Annotated in this window: 15 protein-coding genes; 7 read left to right on the top strand and 8 right to left on the bottom strand. The window is 58.7% G+C overall.

The genetic code is table 11. The features are described from left to right. The 4 genes from FN633_RS09375 to pth form a co-directional block, all read right to left on the bottom strand. Positions 1-3734: PAAR domain-containing protein (locus FN633_RS09375; RefSeq protein WP_154058890.1), on the bottom strand; the 3734-nt coding region annotated here is incomplete at its 3' end. A gap of 17 nt (positions 3735-3751) precedes the next feature. Then, positions 3752-4189, bottom strand: a complete 438-nt coding sequence (locus FN633_RS09370) for a DcrB-related protein (protein ID WP_154057522.1) — start codon at positions 4187-4189, stop codon at positions 3752-3754. A gap of 272 nt (positions 4190-4461) precedes the next feature. After that, the gene (gene ychF, locus FN633_RS09365) at positions 4462-5556 is read right to left on the bottom strand and encodes a redox-regulated ATPase YchF (RefSeq protein ID WP_154057521.1); all 1095 of its coding nucleotides are present in this window, start codon (positions 5554-5556) and stop codon (positions 4462-4464) included. A gap of 126 nt (positions 5557-5682) precedes the next feature. Then, positions 5683-6267, bottom strand: coding sequence for an aminoacyl-tRNA hydrolase (pth, locus tag FN633_RS09360; RefSeq protein ID WP_154057520.1), 585 nt, complete (start codon positions 6265-6267; stop codon positions 5683-5685). Positions 6268-6540: 273 nt separating this feature from the next. Here pth and ychH point away from each other — a divergent pair, with 273 nt between their 5' ends. Beyond that, positions 6541-6816: a stress-induced protein YchH gene (gene ychH, locus FN633_RS09355; protein ID WP_154057519.1), complete on the top strand. Its 276-nt coding sequence runs from the start codon at positions 6541-6543 to the stop codon at positions 6814-6816. Positions 6817-6981: 165 nt separating this feature from the next. Continuing rightward, on the top strand, positions 6982-8022 hold the full coding sequence (locus FN633_RS09350; RefSeq protein ID WP_154057518.1) for a MerR family transcriptional regulator: 1041 nt from the start codon (positions 6982-6984) through the stop codon (positions 8020-8022). A 3-nt stretch (positions 8023-8025) separates the two neighbouring features. Here FN633_RS09350 and dauA read toward each other — a convergent pair whose 3' ends face one another. The 4 genes from dauA to lolB form a co-directional block, all read right to left on the bottom strand. Beyond that, entirely contained in the window at positions 8026-9705 is a 1680-nt protein-coding gene (dauA, locus tag FN633_RS09345; protein ID WP_154057517.1) for a C4-dicarboxylic acid transporter DauA, read from the bottom strand. Between the two features lie 125 nt (positions 9706-9830). After that, complete coding sequence (prs, locus tag FN633_RS09340; RefSeq protein ID WP_144814705.1) at positions 9831-10778, bottom strand: ribose-phosphate diphosphokinase; 948 nt, start codon at positions 10776-10778, stop codon at positions 9831-9833. A 167-nt stretch (positions 10779-10945) separates the two neighbouring features. Next, entirely contained in the window at positions 10946-11806 is an 861-nt protein-coding gene (gene ispE, locus FN633_RS09335) for a 4-(cytidine 5'-diphospho)-2-C-methyl-D-erythritol kinase (protein ID WP_208674191.1), read from the bottom strand. After that, the gene (lolB, locus tag FN633_RS09330) at positions 11806-12429 is read right to left on the bottom strand and encodes a lipoprotein insertase outer membrane protein LolB (protein ID WP_042391204.1); all 624 of its coding nucleotides are present in this window, start codon (positions 12427-12429) and stop codon (positions 11806-11808) included. The genes ispE and lolB overlap by 1 nt, the downstream gene beginning before the upstream one ends. 201 nt (positions 12430-12630) lie before the next feature. Here lolB and hemA point away from each other — a divergent pair, with 201 nt between their 5' ends. From hemA to kdsA, 5 genes are all read left to right on the top strand, one after another. Continuing rightward, positions 12631-13887 (top strand): glutamyl-tRNA reductase, encoded by a 1257-nt coding sequence (hemA, locus tag FN633_RS09325; protein ID WP_154057515.1) that lies wholly within the window; start codon positions 12631-12633, stop codon positions 13885-13887. Between the two features lie 36 nt (positions 13888-13923). Further along, positions 13924-15006 carry a peptide chain release factor 1 gene (gene prfA, locus FN633_RS09320; RefSeq protein WP_042391201.1) on the top strand — a complete coding sequence of 361 codons (1083 nt, stop codon included), beginning with the start codon at positions 13924-13926 and terminating at the stop codon, positions 15004-15006. After that, positions 15006-15848 carry a peptide chain release factor N(5)-glutamine methyltransferase gene (prmC, locus tag FN633_RS09315; protein WP_154057514.1) on the top strand — a complete coding sequence of 281 codons (843 nt, stop codon included), beginning with the start codon at positions 15006-15008 and terminating at the stop codon, positions 15846-15848. Before prfA ends, prmC begins: the two co-directional genes overlap by 1 nt. Positions 15849-15913: 65 nt before the next feature. Next, entirely contained in the window at positions 15914-16723 is an 810-nt protein-coding gene (gene sirB1 / locus FN633_RS09310) for an invasion regulator SirB1 (protein ID WP_154057513.1), read from the top strand. 38 nt (positions 16724-16761) lie between these two features. Next, a complete protein-coding gene (kdsA, locus tag FN633_RS09305) occupies positions 16762-17616 on the top strand; it encodes a 3-deoxy-8-phosphooctulonate synthase (RefSeq protein WP_042391195.1) in 855 nt (284 codons plus the stop codon). Positions 17617-17625 lie beyond the last annotated feature (9 nt).

Raw genomic sequence — 17625 nt, 5'->3', positions numbered from 1 at the left:
AACCGTCCCACCTGCGGGTCGTAATATCTGAACAGATTATAATGCAGGCCCGTCTCGCTGTCGGCGTACTGCCCGGCGTAGCGCAGGGGCTGATGATACAGGGTTCCGCTCCGCAATAGCCGCGAGAAGCCGTCACTGTGATACCGCACCTCGCCGAAGCTGCCGTACTGGCCGCTCCAGCAGATGTTGCCCTGTTCATCCGTCACTTCCAGCGGTGCGCCGTTGAGATCTGTACCGAACCAGAAAATATCGCCCTGGCTGTCATCCCTGAGATGATCGATACGCGCCAGCGGGCTGTATGCCTCGTTCGGATCATAAACATAGGTCTGGCACCGATCTTTTTGCTGCTCCTGCAACAGGCGATAGCCCTGCCACAGGAAGCGGATCTCTGACGTGCCGCGCGGCGTGGTGACGGTTTTACGGGTCCGCCTGCCCAGCGCATCATAGTGGTACTGTGCCGCAAACCGGCCTTCCGGCCCGGTGCCCTCTGCCTTTATCAGCCTGTTTTCTGCGTCATAGACATAATGCTGATCGCCCGTACTACTGCGGCGGCTGGCAAGATTGCCCCAGGTGTCATAGTTCATCACCCGGTGCTGCCAGTGCGTCAGGCGGTTATCAGTAACCGGCAGGGCGGGCAGGTTATCATCCGGCAGCAGGTTACCGGCAGCGTCGTAGCGAAAATGAGAGGTGCTGTGACCCCGACGGGCTTCATAGTGTTTCAGCAGGCGGCCTTCGGCGTCGTAACCGTAGTGTATTTCACCGCGCAAGGTGTCGCTGACGCCCACCAGCTCGCCGCGTCCGGTGTAACGATAAAGACGCGCCAGAATCGCCTGTTCCGGCAGCGTGACGTCTGCGTTCAGCCCGCTGCGCTGCAGGCTGCGTCTGCCCAGACTGTCATACTGGCGGTGCTGCGTGCGCATCCCCTGGCTGCGTTCGGTTTCTCGGTGCAGGCGGTCGCGGGTGAATTCGCTAATGGTCTGCTGATTAAAGCGGACGGCGCTGACGTGGGCGGAGCCGTAATGCAGCCATGCCAGCTGCTGCCCGCCGGGCAGGGTGAGGGCGGTCAGGTTGCCCGGAGCGTCATATGCATAATGCAGCTCACCGTTTACTCCCCGTTCACTGAGCAGCTTTCCCGCAGCGTCATACGTAAACTGAATCTCATCCTCATCGATACCCCGAACCCTACCTTCGGCTGTTGGCATGCGCCGCACGCCGGTAAGCTGTCCGCTGTGGTTACGCCGGTAATGGTATCCGGCATCGCGGGTCGTTCGTGCGGTGAGCAGGCCGCTGTCGTCATAGCCGAACTGCTGCCACCGGAGACCAGCACCGCCGTCGGCGGCAGGGCTGCCGCGCTCCTCAAGCGCAGTGAGAAAACCCCGCTCGTCCCACTGCATTTGCCGTGACGTCCCGTCCGGACGAACCTCGCTCAGCAGGTGCCCCGTGGCGTCATAATTAAAGCGGTATTCAGCGCCGTTGCCGTTCTCCAGGCGTAATACGTTGCCACGGGGATCGTAATGCCAGCGGCGGGTGTGCCCGGTACGGTCGGTGAGGCTGACGGGCAGACCCAGGATGTTATAAGCCTGGCGCACCTCGCTTTCCAGCGGATCGCGCCAGCCCACGAGCTGTCCGCGTGTGTTCCACAGCAGCGATTCGCGGCTGCCGTCAGGGTGAATGACGCTGCTGAGCTTTCCGGCCTCGCTCCATTCCCGACGGGTGATGTGACCTTCGGCATCCTCGCTGCGGACAAGCTGCCCGAAACGGTCGTACTCAAACCGCGTGAGGCTGCCGGAGCAGTCGGTGCGTTGCGTCAGCAGCCCCTGAGGGTTCCACTGCAGCTGCACCACGCCGCCCGGGGCATCGGTGATGCTGTCTGCCAGAGGATCGCTGTCATCCGGATAATGGTATGTGGTGCGGTGTCCACCGGGATCGGTTTCGCACTCCAGCCGTCCCCTCAGGTCATATGCCGCCTGCGAGGTGGTCTGGTCAGGGTAAACGATGCGGGTCAGGCAGTCGGTCTGGCGGTACCAGTGGTAAAGTGTGGTTCGTCCTTCCGGATCGGTTTCCTGCGTCAGGCGTCCGTACCTGTCCCATACGCTGCGGCGAATGGCACCGCCGGGAAGAATAACATCAGTGAGCTCCCCGTCGTGGTACACAAAGGCGGTCCGGCGTCCGTCGAAATCCGTATGGCTGGCGACGTTGTCATCGTCATCAGTCAGCCAGTGCGCCTGCGCGCCATCGTCCCGCGTCGCCTGGCGTGTGCCGCTGTCAAAATCATATTTTAACGTCAGCTGCTCGCCACCGCTGTGCCGGAATGCCACCACGCGGGGCAGACCCGCGATGCTCTGCCAGCGGTACTCGCTCAGCAGGCCGTTTGCATCCTCATGGGCGCTCATCAGGCCATCCTGCCAGCAAAACCGTCTGCGCACGCTACCGCCCCGGCCCGTCACGGTGACGAGCTGGCCCTCAGTATCATAAGCATAACTGACCAGGCAGATCTCATCATCCAGCCAGGCGCTCTCAAGACGCCCGCCCCGGTAACGGCACACCACGCGCTGAGCGGCGCTGTCGGTCAGGGCATGCAGGGTGTGGTCAGGGTTCCATTCAAACAGGATTGCGTTGCCGCAGGGGCCGGTGAGCCGCAGCGGCAGGGAAGGGGAACACGCCTGCAACGGCTGATAGTGCCAGCGCTCGCCGCTGATATCATACACCGACCAGGTATCGTCCTGATGATGTTCCAGCCAGCGTTTCTCCGCTTCACAGAAGGTCCGCTGGCCCTCCGGCACCATCGGGAAGGAGACGTAATCCCCTGACGGCGCGCGCCACACCAGCCCGTCACCGTAGCGCTCCAGGGACGTTTCCCAGAACAGACTCCAGCCCCGGCCTAAAACGCTGTCGCCGGGGTTGCCGCTGCGCCAGCAGCGCTGCCAGCGTACCGGCAGGCGGGAGGGAAGGGTGAAATCCAGCTCGTCATCATCACAGAGAAATTTTTGTCCGCTGATGATATCCACCGGGCGGGCAATGATGCCCACCGCAGCGACACTGGTCAGCAGCTGTCCGGCGCGACAGGCGATACGGGCCAGTTTGTTAATACCCGGCAGTTTACTCAACAGGCTGCCCAGCGCCCCGGCTTCTCCACCCGCGCCACCCGCCCCGCCGAGCAGCCCGGCAAAGAGCAGCGTCAGGTCTGAGGCCTTGTATAATCCGTCCGAAACTTCAGCCTGAACGGGCAGGGTCTGCTCTGATGCACCGCCAATCAGGACATTGGGCGAGCCGGTCATGACGGTCGCCCCGCAGGTTGTCCGGTCACCCAGGCGTCCGGCAGGCTGGCCGTTGATGTAGACCCGTGACGACCCTTCGGCCAGGTGCTGAGCGCCATCCTCCTGACAGGAGACCAGACTGGCGGTAGCCGCTGCGGCGGGCCTGCCGTTGATGAAAACATTGGGCGAGCCGGTAGTGATGACGCCCTGCTGCGTCATGCTGTCGGCACCGCCCTCTGCCAGCGTGTCCCGCGCCGCCGTTGCCAGTTCGCCGGTAAGCCAGCCCATGGCAACGCTGAGTCCGACAAGCAGCACACCCACGCCCAGGCAGGACGCGCCCAGACCGGTGAAGAGCAGTGCCCCTGCGGCGAGGCCTCCCGCAGCGGCAATGAAGCCACCCACGAGCGTACCGGCCACCATCCCGGCCAGGGCAGCGGAGTGACCGATATCATCCCCGACGCGTGCGGCTTCAAACATAACCCCTCTCCCTGTTGTCAGGCGTGAAGACGAAAGCGCTTAAGCAGGGAATCGAACAGGACATTATCCGCTTCGGTCAGCATCACCGTTGCGGTCATGGTGAACACAAGGATGTGCGCTCCCTGCAGATTAAACACCGCCTGCTGCTGCCAGACCTGTCGCCCGTTGCGCTGGTAGCTGCCATGAACAATCTCACCGTACGACACGTTCTCGCCCAGCGTGGCAGGGCATCGCTCGCTCTGCTGCCACTGTTTAAGGTGTTGCTGCATCTGAGCGAGCTGGCGGTCAATGTAGGCAGCAAGGGCTTCGTTTGGCTTCAGGCTATCGCGGGAAACGGTGAATGATGGGGCGTCCTTAGCAAAGGACATAAAGATATTGACGGTGCGATCTTGATAGCCGTCAGGAAGTATTATCTGACCTTCATTGAGCAGAGTGGATGAACTGAGTTCCGACATATAGCGCGTCCCTGACGTATGTTGCAGATAAATAGGCGGTCTCTAATGCTCTGGCATTAAATACTTCCGGCGGAACATGTCAATTGACGAGGCGGGACAACATGCCTTGAATTTGATTTAGGGCAGGGTTGTTGTTGAAATTTGAAAATTCAGACAGCTATTGCTCGGCTAAAAATGAGGTGAAGGTATGTGGCTGATTATTAAGGGGATCGTTAATAAGGACGAAAAAAATCCACGCCGAAGCGTGGATTTTTATTTGCAACGAAAGCGAATTACACGTTGAACAGGAAGTTCATCACATCGCCATCTTTCACGATGTAGTCTTTCCCTTCGGCACGCATTTTACCGGCTTCTTTCGCACCCTGTTCGCCTTTATAGGTAATAAAGTCTTCAAAGGCGATGGTCTGAGCGCGGATAAAGCCCTTCTCGAAATCGGTGTGGATCTTGCCTGCGGCCTGCGGAGCGGTTGCGCCCACCGGAATAGTCCAGGCGCGAACTTCTTTCACGCCGGCGGTGAAGTAGGTTTGCAGGTTCAGCAGTTCATACCCGGCGCGGATAACGCGGTTCAGACCCGGCTCTTCGATGCCCAGTTCGGCCATAAACTCTTCGCGATCGGCATCGTCCAGCTCGGCAATGTCGGACTCAACGGCGGCGCAAACGGCAACCACGACTGAACCTTCAGCGGCAGCGATTTCACGCACTTTGTCCAGGTAAGGATTGTTCTCGAAACCGTCTTCGTTGACGTTAGCGATGTACATGGTCGGTTTCAGCGTCAGGAAGCTCAGGTACTTGATGGCCGCCTTGTCTTCTTCCGTCAGGTTTTTCAGGGCGCGCAGCATGCCGGCGTTTTCCAGCTGCGGCAGGCATTTCTCCAGCGCAGCCTGTTCCGCTTTCGCATCTTTATCGCCGCCTTTGGCTTTCTTCTGTACGCGCTGCAGGGCGCGCTCGCAGGTGTCGAGATCGGAAAGCGCCAGCTCGGTGTTGATGACGTCGATATCGTCAGCAGGATCCACTTTGTTATTTACGTGGATGATGTTGTCGTTCTCAAAGCAGCGCACCACGTGGCCGATGGCTTCGGTTTCACGGATGTTGGTTAGGAACTGGTTACCCAGGCCTTCACCTTTGGACGCGCCTTTTACCAAGCCCGCGATGTCAACGAACTCCATCGTGGTCGGCAGAATGCGCTGTGGCTTAACAATCTCCGCCAGCTGATCGAGGCGCGGATCCGGCATCGGCACCACGCCGGTGTTCGGTTCAATAGTACAGAACGGGAAGTTGGCAGCTTCGATGCCCGCCTTAGTCAGCGCATTGAACAGGGTAGATTTACCGACGTTCGGCAAGCCGACGATACCGCATTTGAATCCCATGGTTTACATCACCTTAATATCTTGATAAACAACCTGTTAGATGAAACAGATCGCTGAAAAGTTAATAACTTAGCCTATTATACACGTTACAGACGCGCTGCGCGGCAAAAATGGCATTGTCCAAGGCTACTGCGCCTTAAACGCGTGCAGGCGATTGGTCGCCTTGACCAAATCCTCTTTCAGCCACAGCTCGGTGCAGCGCACCGCTTCGTCAACGGCGTCATCAATGAGCTTCTGTTCAGAGGTAGGCGGTTTGCCCAGCACAAAGCCCACAACTTTGTTTTTATCCCCTGGATGGCCAATTCCTATCCGTAAGCGATGAAAGTTGGGGTTATTGCCAAATTTGCTAATGATATCTTTTAAGCCGTTATGACCGCCGTGGCCGCCGCCCAGCTTAAACTTTGCTACGCCGGGAGGAAGATCCAACTCGTCGTGGGCTACCAGCACCTCGTCCGGGTTGATACGGTAGAAGGTTGCCATCGCTGCAACGGCTTTACCGCTGAGGTTCATAAATGTTGTCGGCACCAACAGACGCACATCTTCGCCTGCCAGGTTAATGCGTGAAGTAAAGCCAAAGAATTTAGGCTCTTCCCGCAGCGGGGCGCGATAGCGTTCGGCCAGCAGGTCGACATACCAGGCTCCGGCGTTATGCCGGGTAGCAGCATACTCCGCGCCCGGGTTGGCAAGGCCGACAATCAGTTTAATCGTCACGTCTCTTTTCCTGAAAAGTTCACTCTTTGGCGCGTAGTTTACGTGGTAGCGCGGGCGTTGACAAAATTCTGCCGCTAAAAGATAAAAACAGGAATAATTGCTATTTATAACTATTAGAAGTTGATTGAGTTCAGCGGTTTATATGTAAAGTTCTGTGAATAAGATATTTATAAATGTGATCTCGCCCGCACCCTGTCAAAGACGCCCTGCCTATACTTTATCCATAAGGATTGGGGATGTTTCCCGTTCAGACCACAACGCTGGAGGTGACATATGAAACGCAAAAACGCATCGAGACTCGGTAATGCGCTTATGGGTTTAGGATTAGTGGTGATGGTCGTTGGCGTCGGTTACTCCATCTTAAATCAGCTTCCGCAGCTTAACCTGCCGCAGTATTTCGCTCACGGGGCCATACTGAGCATCTTCCTTGGGGCCATTCTCTGGCTGGCAGGGGCACGCGTCGGCGGCCACGAGCAGGTGTGCGATAAGTACTGGTGGTTACGCCACTACGACAAACGCTGCCGCCGGGATCAACATAAGCATAGCTGATGATAACTATCTATTTTGCCGGGTGGCGCTGCGCTTACCCGGCCTGGAAAACAGTAAGCGACTCATGGGAGTCGTTTTTTTTCGCTTTTATTTTTGCATTGCGTCTTGACCCTCACGTAACGTAAGGCCCCAGAGTAGCGCCACTGGTTAGGACAAGGAGCCGCAATGTTAATTCAGGTAGGCGAGCTGGCGAAACGCGCCGGCATCACCGTTCGCACGTTACACCACTACGAACAAACCGGGCTGCTGCTGCCCTCCGCCAGAAGCGAGGCAGGCTACCGACTCTATAACCTTGCAGATGTCCAGCGCCTGCATATGATCCAGGCGCTGGCAAAAGCGGGGCTGGAGCTTGCCGAAATCAAGGACTTTCTGGAGCAGGATACGCTCTCGCTTCCCGATCTGCTCGATGCGCAAATCGCACTGCTGGACAGGCAACTGCGCAGCATTCATACGCTGCGCGACCAGCTTTGCACGCTGCGTAGCGGGTTGGAAGGGGAGAGCGAACCGGATCTGGAGTCCTGGCTACAGACTCTGGAGTTAATGAATATGTACGATCGCTGGTTTACCAAAGATGAGTTACAGCAGCTGCCGTTTGCCGCCGAAGGCGAACAGCTGGCTTCCCTCTGGGCGGCGCTGGTCACGGAAGCGCAGACGCTGATGGCGCAAAAGGTTGTCGAGACCGATGCCAACGCGATGGATCTGGCGATCCGCTGGATGGATCGCCTGGAGCAGGATACAGCAGGCAAGCCGGAGTTTCTGACCCGTCTTAATGAGATGCACAGCGTGGAGCCGCAGATGCGCGAGCGGACGGGCATTACGCCGCAGATTATCGACTACATCACCCGTACCTTTGCTGAGAGCAAGCTGGCTATCTGGCAGCGTTATCTTACCCCGCAGGAGATGGCCTTTACCCGCGCGCACTATTTTGACCGCCTGGCGGAGTGGCCGCCGCTGGTGGCGAAGCTGCACCAGGCGACGCGGGAGGGGTGCGATCCTGCGTCCGAACAGGGTCAGCAGCTGGCGCAGAACTGGCTTGCACTTTTCCAGTCCTACGCCGGGGACAATCCCACTACCCAGCAGAAATTCCGCGTTGCTATGCAGCAGGAGCCGCTGCTGATGAAGGGAACCTGGATGACCCCCGAGGTGCTGGCCTGGCTACAGCAGGCGATTGGGGTAATGATGCAGCGCCGGTACGCCGCACCCTAATCTTTACAGATCCGCCAGCGCCGCTTCCCGGTTGGGATAGAACGCCAGTCGCCCGGCAATCGGCTTCACGCCTGCGCGCGCCATCGTGCGCAGGGGCTGAAACTCCAGGTTGCTAACCCGTAGCTCACAGCCTTCCGGCAGCCGTTTGACAAAGCGCTGGAAGGCATCCAGTCCACCCGCGTCCAGCACCGGTACGGCATCGCACTTCAGCACCACGATACGCTTGCCAGCAATCCGTGACGCCAGATCGTTAAACAGCCCGTCTGCCGCGGCGAAGAAGAGCGGCCCAATGACTCGCAGCACGGTGACGTCATCGGGCACCTCGACGTTAACCGGGGCGAGTCGGGTCATACGGGCGATGCGGCGCATAAACAGCAGCGACGCCAGCACGATGCCGACGCTGATGGCGATAACCATATCGAACAGCACCGTCAGCGACATGCACATCAGCATCACCATGATGTCGTCCGTCGGGGCGCGTCGCAGCAGGTTAACTACCTTATGCGCTTCACTCATGTTCCAGGCCACCATCAGCAGCAGGGCGGCCATGGCCGACAGCGGCAGCCATGAGAGCAGGGGGGCGAGCACCAGTAGAGCGAGGATCACCAGCAGGGCATGGATAATAGCCGCCACCGGCGAGGTTGCGCCCGCCCGCACGTTTGCAGCCGAGCGGGCAATCGCCGCGGTCGCGGTAATGCCGCCGAAGAAGGGAGCGATCAGGTTGCCCAGCCCCTGACCGATCAGCTCGTTATTGGCCTTGTGCCGCGTGCCGGTCATGCCGTCGAGCACCACCGCGCAAAGCAGCGACTCAATTGCCCCAAGCATCGCCATGGAAAAGGCGGCGGGCAGCAGCGCCTGCACCGAGGCCCAGCTCAGGGTAAACGAGGAGCCGGGCATCTGCCACGGCAGCACCAGTTGAGGCAGAAGCTGCGGAATGCCGTTGCCCTGGGTGCCGTCAGCCAGCAGATAGTGAAAGCGCGAGCCGATGGTCGCCACGTCAACGCCAGCCAGCTTGACCAGCGCCATCACCGCGCAGCCAGCCAGCAGGGCGGGAAGATGGCCGGGAAGGCGGATCCCGAGGCGCGGCCAGAGGATGAGCACCCCAAGCGTGACCACGCCGATGGCGGCATCCCCCAGGTTAAGGGTCGGCAGCGCCATCACCAGCGCGCCGACCTTTTGCAAATAGTGCTCGGGCACCTGGGCCATCTCCAGACCGAGAAAATCTTTAATCTGCATGGTGCCGATGGTGATCCCAATCCCGGCGGTAAAGCCCAGCGTGACGGGTAGCGGAATGTACTCGATCAGACGGCCAAAACGGGCGAGGCCGAACAGGATCAGAAACAGTCCGGAGAGAAGCGTGGCCACCAGCAGTCCCGCCAGACCAAACTGCTGGGAGACCGGATAGAGGATCACCACAAACGCCGCTGTGGGACCGGAGACGCTAAAGCGCGAGCCGCCACAGAGGGCAATAACAATCCCAGCCACTGCCGAGGTGTAGAGGCCATACTGCGGCGCAACGCCGCTGCCGATAGCTAACGCCATCGCCAGTGGAATGGCAATAATACCGACGGTGATACCCGCCACCAGGTCGCGGGTGAAACGTGGGAAGCTGTATCTCTCTTTCCAACAGGCATCGATTAGCGCGCGGAAGGGTAAAATCTCTGAAAGGTTCATCATTTTCATAAAGGCTAGTCATTCATACACGTATTATCCGCCATATGAATGGTAGATAATGCGTGAATACATCATACAAATGTTTTTCAGGTACAAAAAAACCCGCCGAAGCGGGTTTTTAGTATACAACGCGATTAATGCTCAAACATCGCGGAGATGGATTCTTCGTTGCTGATACGACGAATCGCTTCGGCCAGCATGCCGGAGAGCGTCAGGGTACGCACGTTCGGCAGGGCTTTGATCTCAGCGGAGAGCGGGATAGTGTCGCACACGACCACTTCATCGATCACCGAGTGACGCAGGTTGTTTACCGCGTTGCCGGAGAAGATCGGGTGGGTAGCGTAGGCGAAAACACGCTTCGCGCCGCGCTCTTTCAGCGCTTCTGCCGCTTTACACAGCGTACCGCCGGTATCGATCATGTCGTCAACCAGCACGCAGTCGCGGCCAGCAACGTCACCAATGATATGCATAACCTGAGAAACGTTCGCACGCGGGCGGCGTTTGTCGATGATAGCCATATCGGTATCGTTCAGCAGCTTAGCAATAGCACGCGCACGCACCACGCCGCCGATGTCCGGAGAGACAACGATAGGGTTATCAAGGTTCAGCTGCAGCATATCTTCCAGCAGGATTGGGCTGCCGAATACGTTATCAACTGGAACGTCAAAGAAGCCCTGGATCTGCTCGGCGTGCAGGTCAACGGTCAGAACACGGTCAACGCCCACGCTGGAGAGGAAGTCGGCAACCACTTTTGCGGTGATAGGCACACGCGCGGAGCGCACGCGGCGATCCTGACGGGCATAGCCGAAGTAGGGGATAACGGCAGTGATACGGCCTGCGGAAGCACGACGCAGCGCATCAACCATGACAACTAACTCCATCAGGTTGTCATTCGTTGGAGCACAAGTGGACTGGATGATGAAAATATCACCACCGCGTACATTTTCGTTGATTTGTACGCTGACTTCGCCGTCGCTAAAGCGACCTACGGCGGCGTCGCCGAGAGAAGTGTACAGGCGGTTGGCAATACGTTGTGCTAGTTCCGGGGTGGCGTTACCAGCAAAAAGCTTCATATCAGGCACGAGAAGAACCTCAGGCATGCGTCCAGTGGTGGATAGCGTCGCCGAAAACTGTGCGGGCCAGGCTAGGCTATCCAGGCGATGTATTTAAAGAGCGCGATGCAACGTCTGGATCAGAGGTGACGTTGTCACCGAGTCTCAATTAGCCCCAAATGCTCGTTAGAGCATTATTAGAAATCTTTAGGGTCTAGCGCTTGCATAAGCGGCGAAACGTTTACGCCTCGCGCGACAAAACCCTGCAGCCATTCCGGGGCTTGCTCAAGCACCTGACGAGCGGAGGACTCTGAGTCAAATTCAGCAAAGACGCAGGCTCCTGTGCCAGTCAGGCGCGACGGCGCGTATTCTAACAGCCAGGAAAGCGCCGCATCAACCTCGCGAAAACGTTTTCTTGCGATAACCTCGCAATCATTGCCGAATTCACAGTTTAGTAACGTATTAATTGGCCGCTTTGGCGTATTGCGAGGCAAATCAGGATCGTTGAAGATGGCCGGGGTCGAAATATGTACGCCAGGGTGGGCCACCAGATACCATTTTTCCGGCGGATCCACCGGCGTCAGCTCTTCGCCAACGCCCTCGGCAAAGGCCGCGTGACCGTGCACAAACACCGGCACGTCCGCGCCAAGGGTTAACCCCAGCGTCGCCAGCGCATCTGCCGACAGCCCGCAGCCCCAGAGATGGTTAAGCGCCACCAGCACCGTCGCCGCGTTAGAGGAGCCTCCCCCCAGCCCGCCGCCCATTGGCAGGCGTTTATCGATGCGGATATCCGCGCCGCTGCCCGCTGGCAGGGAGTCGCGCTCCGTGGCCGCCTGCTGAAGCAGTTTGGCGGCGCGCACGATCAGGTTATCGCTCTCCGCCACGCCCTCTACCGGCGTCAGCAGACGGATCTTACCGTCGGTGCGCGGTTCAATGCCGAGGGTATCGCCGTAGTCGAGAAACTGAAACAGGGTCTGCAGATCGTGATAACCATCGCGCCGCTGGCCGGTGATATATAAAAAAAGATTAAGTTTTGCCGGCGAAGGCCACTGGGTCATCATTTTACAATCCAGTTATCCATCTTCAGTTTGATCCGCTGCCCGTCCTGGTTGAGCTCCATGTTTGACGGCATTGCCGGGCTAGATTTGGCATCGTAGCCGCCGTAGGTGACCTTCCAGGTCTTGCCGTTCTGGGTGTAGTTGAGCTCGCTCAGACGGTACTGGCTATCCAGCTTATAGTCGGTGGCGTCGCCAGGCAGGCCGAGGATCCACTGGCGCAGGCTGTTCAGCGGGATCGGCATACCGGTTAGCTTGCCAATCATCTCTTCGGCGTCGGTAGCGGTGTAGTGCTGGCCTTTGTTATCCACCAGCTCTACGCTGCCCGGCTTGGCGTTCAGCTCCAGCTCGGTGCTGCCAAGGGGATTGGTCAGCAGCAGGCGGTAGTTATCCTGGCCTGTCTGCTGCCAGAAGAAACGGGCGTACACCTTTTGGCTATCGGAGAGGTAAGCAAAGGCCCCGCGCGTCTGATACTGGCTCAGGTTACGCACCTCCTGCTGATGCTGACGCCACTGCGGCGAGTCCGGACTTTTACCCGGGCCTTTCGGAGCATGAATAGAACAGGCGGTAAGTACCAGGCTAGCAAGCGGTAACAGGCGAAGCAGTCGACGGTCCGGTAAAGTCATAATGAGGACAAATCCTTGTGGTGCGTTACGGTTATAATCTTTAATGCTAGCGCTGAGCAGGAATACCGTCTACGTTCAAGTTGTCTTAAATCATGAAATTACCAATTACTCCAAAAGGGGGCTGTCTCTTTTATTGACCCGACGCATCCTGTATGATGCGCACAGACTAACCTTATCAACGCTGGTACTACTCCCGCTGACATGACTCTTTTAGCGCTCGGCATCAACCACAAAACAGCACCTGTCTCACTGCGGGAACGCGTTACGTTCACGCCGGACACGCTCGACCAGGCTTTAGAGAGCCTGCTGGCGCAGCCCATGGTGCAGGGTGGGGTAGTCCTGTCGACATGTAACCGCACCGAGCTATACCTGAGCGTGGAAGAGCAGGACAACCTGCAGGAAGCGCTTATCCGCTGGCTGTGTGACTATCATCATCTGGACGAAGCCGAGCTGCGTAAAAGCCTCTACTGGCACGAGGACAACGATGCCGTTAGCCACCTGATGCGCGTTGCCAGCGGTCTTGATTCGCTGGTGCTGGGCGAGCCGCAGATCCTGGGCCAGGTGAAAAAAGCCTTCGCCGATTCCAGCCGTGGACACCTGAACGCCAGCGCGCTGGAGCGCATGTTCCAGAAATCCTTCTCTGTGGCCAAGCGGGTACGTACCGAAACGGATATCGGGGCCAGCGCCGTATCGGTGGCCTTTGCCGCCTGTACGCTGGCGCGACAGATCTTTGAGTCGCTCTCCAGCGTGACGGTGTTGCTGGTGGGCGCGGGTGAAACCATTGAGCTGGTGGCCCGTCATCTGCGCGAGCATAAGGTGCAGAAGATGATCATCGCCAACCGCACCCGCGAACGCGCCGAGCTGCTGGCCGATGAGGTGGGCGCAGAGGTGATCTCCCTCAGCGACATCGACGCCCGCCTGCAGGACGCAGATATCATCATCAGCTCCACCGCCAGCCCGCTGCCGATTATCGGTAAAGGAATGGTTGAGCGCGCGCTGAAATCCCGCCGTAACCAGCCGATGCTGCTGGTGGATATCGCCGTTCCCCGCGACGTCGAGCCGGAAGTCGGCAAGCTGGCGAACGCCTATCTCTACAGCGTTGATGACTTACAAAGCATTATTTCGCATAACCTGGCGCAGCGGAAAGCCGCCGCCGTGGAAGCGGAGACCATCGTTGCTCAGGAGAGCAGCGAGTTCATGGCCTGGCTGCGCGCCCAGAGCGCCAGCGAGACGATCCGTGAATATCGCGGTCAGGCAGAGCAGGTGCGCGACGAGCTCACCGCGAAGGCCCTTGCCGCGCTTGAGCAGGGTGGCGATGCCCAGGCCATTATGCAGGATCTGGCTCGCAAGCTGACTAACCGCCTGATCCACTCTCCAACCAAATCACTTCAGCAGGCTGCCCGTAACGGGGACGATGAACGCCTGCATATTCTGCGCAACAGCCTCGGGCTGGAGTAGCACAACAACCTCTTATTACAGGGTGCATTTACGCCTATGAAGCCTTCTATTGTTGCCAAACTGGAAGCCCTGCACGAACGCCATGAAGAAGTTCAGGCGCTGCTCGGCGACGCAGGGACCATCGCAGATCAAGACCGCTTTCGTGCGCTATCGCGTGAATATGCGCAGTTAAGCGATGTCTCACGCTGCTTTACTGACTGGCGACAGATTCAGGAAGATATAGAAACCGCGCAGATGATGCTCGACGATCCCGAGATGCGCGAGATGGCGCAGGAAGAGCTGCGCGAGCTGAAAGAGAAGGGTGAAGCCCTTGAGGCGCACCTGCAGGTTCTGCTCCTGCCGAAGGATCCAGACGACGAACGCAACGCTTTCCTTGAAGTCCGCGCCGGAACCGGCGGTGACGAAGCTGCGCTCTTTGCTGGCGATCTGTTCCGCATGTACAGCCGCTACGCGGAGTCTCGCCGCTGGCGCGTGGAGATCATGAGCGCCAACGAAGGCGAGCATGGCGGCTTTAAAGAGGTGATCGCCAAGGTGAGCGGCGAGGGCGTTTACGGACGTCTGAAGTTTGAATCCGGCGGCCACCGCGTACAGCGCGTTCCGGCCACCGAATCGCAGGGGCGTATTCACACCTCTGCCTGTACCGTGGCGCTGATGCCGGAGCTGCCGGAAGCCGAGCTGCCGGACATCAACCCGGCGGATCTGCGTATCGATACCTTCCGCTCCTCTGGTGCGGGCGGTCAGCACGTTAACACCACCGACTCGGCGATCCGTATTACCCACCTGCCTACTGGTATTGTGGTGGAGTGCCAGGACGAGCGTTCTCAGCACAAAAACAAAGCCAAAGCGCTGGCGGTGCTCGGCTCGCGTATCCGCGCCGCCGAGATCGCCAAACGCCAGCAGGCAGAGGCCTCAACCCGCCGTAACCTGCTGGGCAGCGGCGATCGCAGCGACCGTAACCGGACCTATAACTTCCCGCAGGGGCGCGTTACCGATCACCGTATCAACCTGACGCTCTACCGTCTGGACGAGGTGATGGAAGGCAAGCTCGATATGCTGATTGAGCCTATCGTGCAGGAGTACCAGGCCGATCAGCTGGCGGCGCTGGCCGAGCAGGAATAATGGATTATCAGCACTGGCTACGTCAGGCGGTAAGCCAGCTTGCGGCAAGCGAAAGCCCCCGCCGCGATGCGGAGATCCTGCTGGGTTTTGTTACCGGCAGGGCGCGCACCTTTATTCTGGCCTTCGGCGAAACGGAGCTGCTGCCCGCCGAGCAGGCGCAGCTTGAGGCGCTGCTGGCCCGTCGCCAGCGCGGCGAGCCGGTGGCTCACCTGGTGGGCACGCGCGAGTTTTGGTCGCTGCCGCTGTTTGTCTCTCCGGCTACGCTGATCCCCCGGCCGGATACCGAGTGCCTGGTTGAACAGGCTCTGGCCCGTCTGCCGTCTACGCCGTGCGATATCCTCGATTTAGGTACCGGTACCGGCGCGATTGCGCTGGCGCTGGCCAGCGAGCGTCCCGACTGCCATATTACCGCCGTGGATCTTATGCCCGACGCCGTGGCCCTTGCCCAGCGTAACGCCGAGCATTTAGGCATAGCTAACGTGACCCTGCGGCAGAGCCACTGGTTCAGCGCGCTTAGCGGGCAGCGCTTCGCCACCATCGTTAGTAATCCGCCCTATATTGACGAGCAGGATCCGCACCTTGCCGAGGGCGACGTGCGCTTTGAGCCGCGTAGCGCGCTGGTGGCAGCCGATCGCGGCCTGGCAGATCTGGCGTGGATTATCGAGCAGGGGCGCGCGTTTCTGCTGCCTGACGGCTGGCTGCTGCTGGAGCATGGCTGGCAGCAGGGAGAGGCCGTGCGGGCACTTTTTGCTAAAAATGGCTACCAGAACGTTGAAACCACGCGGGATTACGGCGGCAACGAGCGGCTGACTGCGGGTAGGTTAGGTCCATCGCAACCATAAGCAAGGCTGACTGAAGCGCCGTTTGGCGTTATCATCAACGTCGAATACCGTGACTGGGGTAAGTAATGAGGTCGTTAGCCGATTTCGAATTTAATAAAGCACCGTTATGCGACGGGATGATCCTCGTTTCACAACTTATCCGCGACGACTTTCCGTCGCAGTATGTCTGTGAGGAGCTGGAGAAGCTGGTTGCGCTGGCTCGCGAAGAGATAAGCGAGGCGCAGCCGCAGGAAGGGCAGCTCGAGAAGCTGCTGGCACTCTTTTATGGCGACTGGGGTTTTCAGGATTCGCAGGGCGTCTATCGCCTGTCCGATGCGCTGTGGCTTGATAGCGTGCTGAAAGAGCGCCAGGGCAGCGCCGTCTCTCTTGGGGCGATCCTGCTGTGGGTAGCCGAGCAGCTGGATATTCCGCTGTCGCCGGTGATCTTCCCGACGCAGCTGATCCTGCGCGCCGAGTGGATGGACGGTGAGATGTGGCTGATTAACCCGTTCAACGGCGATACGCTGGACGAGCACACGCTGGAAGTGTGGCTGAAGGGCAATATCAGTCCGATGGCGGAGCTGTTTAACGAGGATCTCGACGAGGCGGATAACGCCGAGGTGATCCGTAAGCTGCTCGACACGCTGAAATCGGCGCTGATGGAAGAGCAGCAGATGGAGTTGGCGCTGCGAGCCAGCGAAGCGCTGTTACAGTTTAACCCGGAAGATCCCTATGAGATCCGCGATCGCGGGCTGATTTACGCCCAGCTCGATTGCGATCACGTCGCGCTGCATGATTTAAGCTATTTTGTGGAGCAGTGTCCGGAAGATCCGATCAGCGAAATGATCCGCGCGCAGATTAATACTATTTCGCATCGGCAGATTACGCTGCATTAATCCGATGAGTTCCGATTCAAACCTGATAAGGCGATTCTATGAAACAAAAAGTGGTTAGCATTGGCGATATTAACGTGGCAAACGATCTGCCGTTCGTGCTGTTTGGCGGCATGAACGTGCTGGAGTCACGCGACCTTGCGATGCGCATTTGCGAGCACTACGTGACCGTGACCCAGAAGCTGGGCATTCCGTACGTGTTCAAGGCCTCTTTTGATAAAGCCAACCGCTCCTCTATTCACTCCTATCGTGGCCCGGGCCTCGAAGAGGGGATGAAAATCTTCCAGGAGCTGAAGCAGACCTTCGGCGTAAAAGTGATCACCGACGTTCACGAAGCTCACCAGGCGCAGCCGGTATCTGAGGTGGTTGATGTGATCCAGCTTCCGGCGTTCCTTGCTCGCCAGACCGATCTGGTAGAAGCGATGGCGAAAACCGGCGCGGTGATCAACGTGAAGAAGCCGCAGTTCGTTAGCCCTGGGCAGATGGGCAACATCGTCGACAAGTTCCGCGAAGGCGGCAACGAGAAGGTGATCCTCTGCGACCGTGGCGCAAACTTTGGTTACGATAACCTGGTTGTGGATATGCTGGGCTTCAGCGTGATGAAAAAGGTCTCTGGCAACTCGCCGGTGATCTTCGACGTCACCCACGCCCTGCAGTGCCGCGACCCGTTTGGCGAAGCCTCCAGCGGCCGTCGTGGTCAGGTGACCGAGCTGGCGCGTGCCGGCATGGCTACCGGTCTGGCGGGCCTGTTCATTGAGGCGCATCCGGATCCAGCCCATGCTAAATGCGACGGTCCGTCCGCGTTGCCGCTGGACAAGCTGGAGCCGTTCCTCAAGCAGATCAAAGCCATTGACGACCTGGTGAAGAGCTTCGATGAGCTCGATACCGAGAACTAATAAAGAAAC

The sequence above is a fragment of the Pseudescherichia vulneris genome (assembly GCF_902164725.1).
GTDB lineage: Bacteria > Pseudomonadota > Gammaproteobacteria > Enterobacterales > Enterobacteriaceae > Pseudescherichia > Pseudescherichia vulneris.
This window is presented reverse-complemented; position numbering and strand designations above follow the sequence as displayed.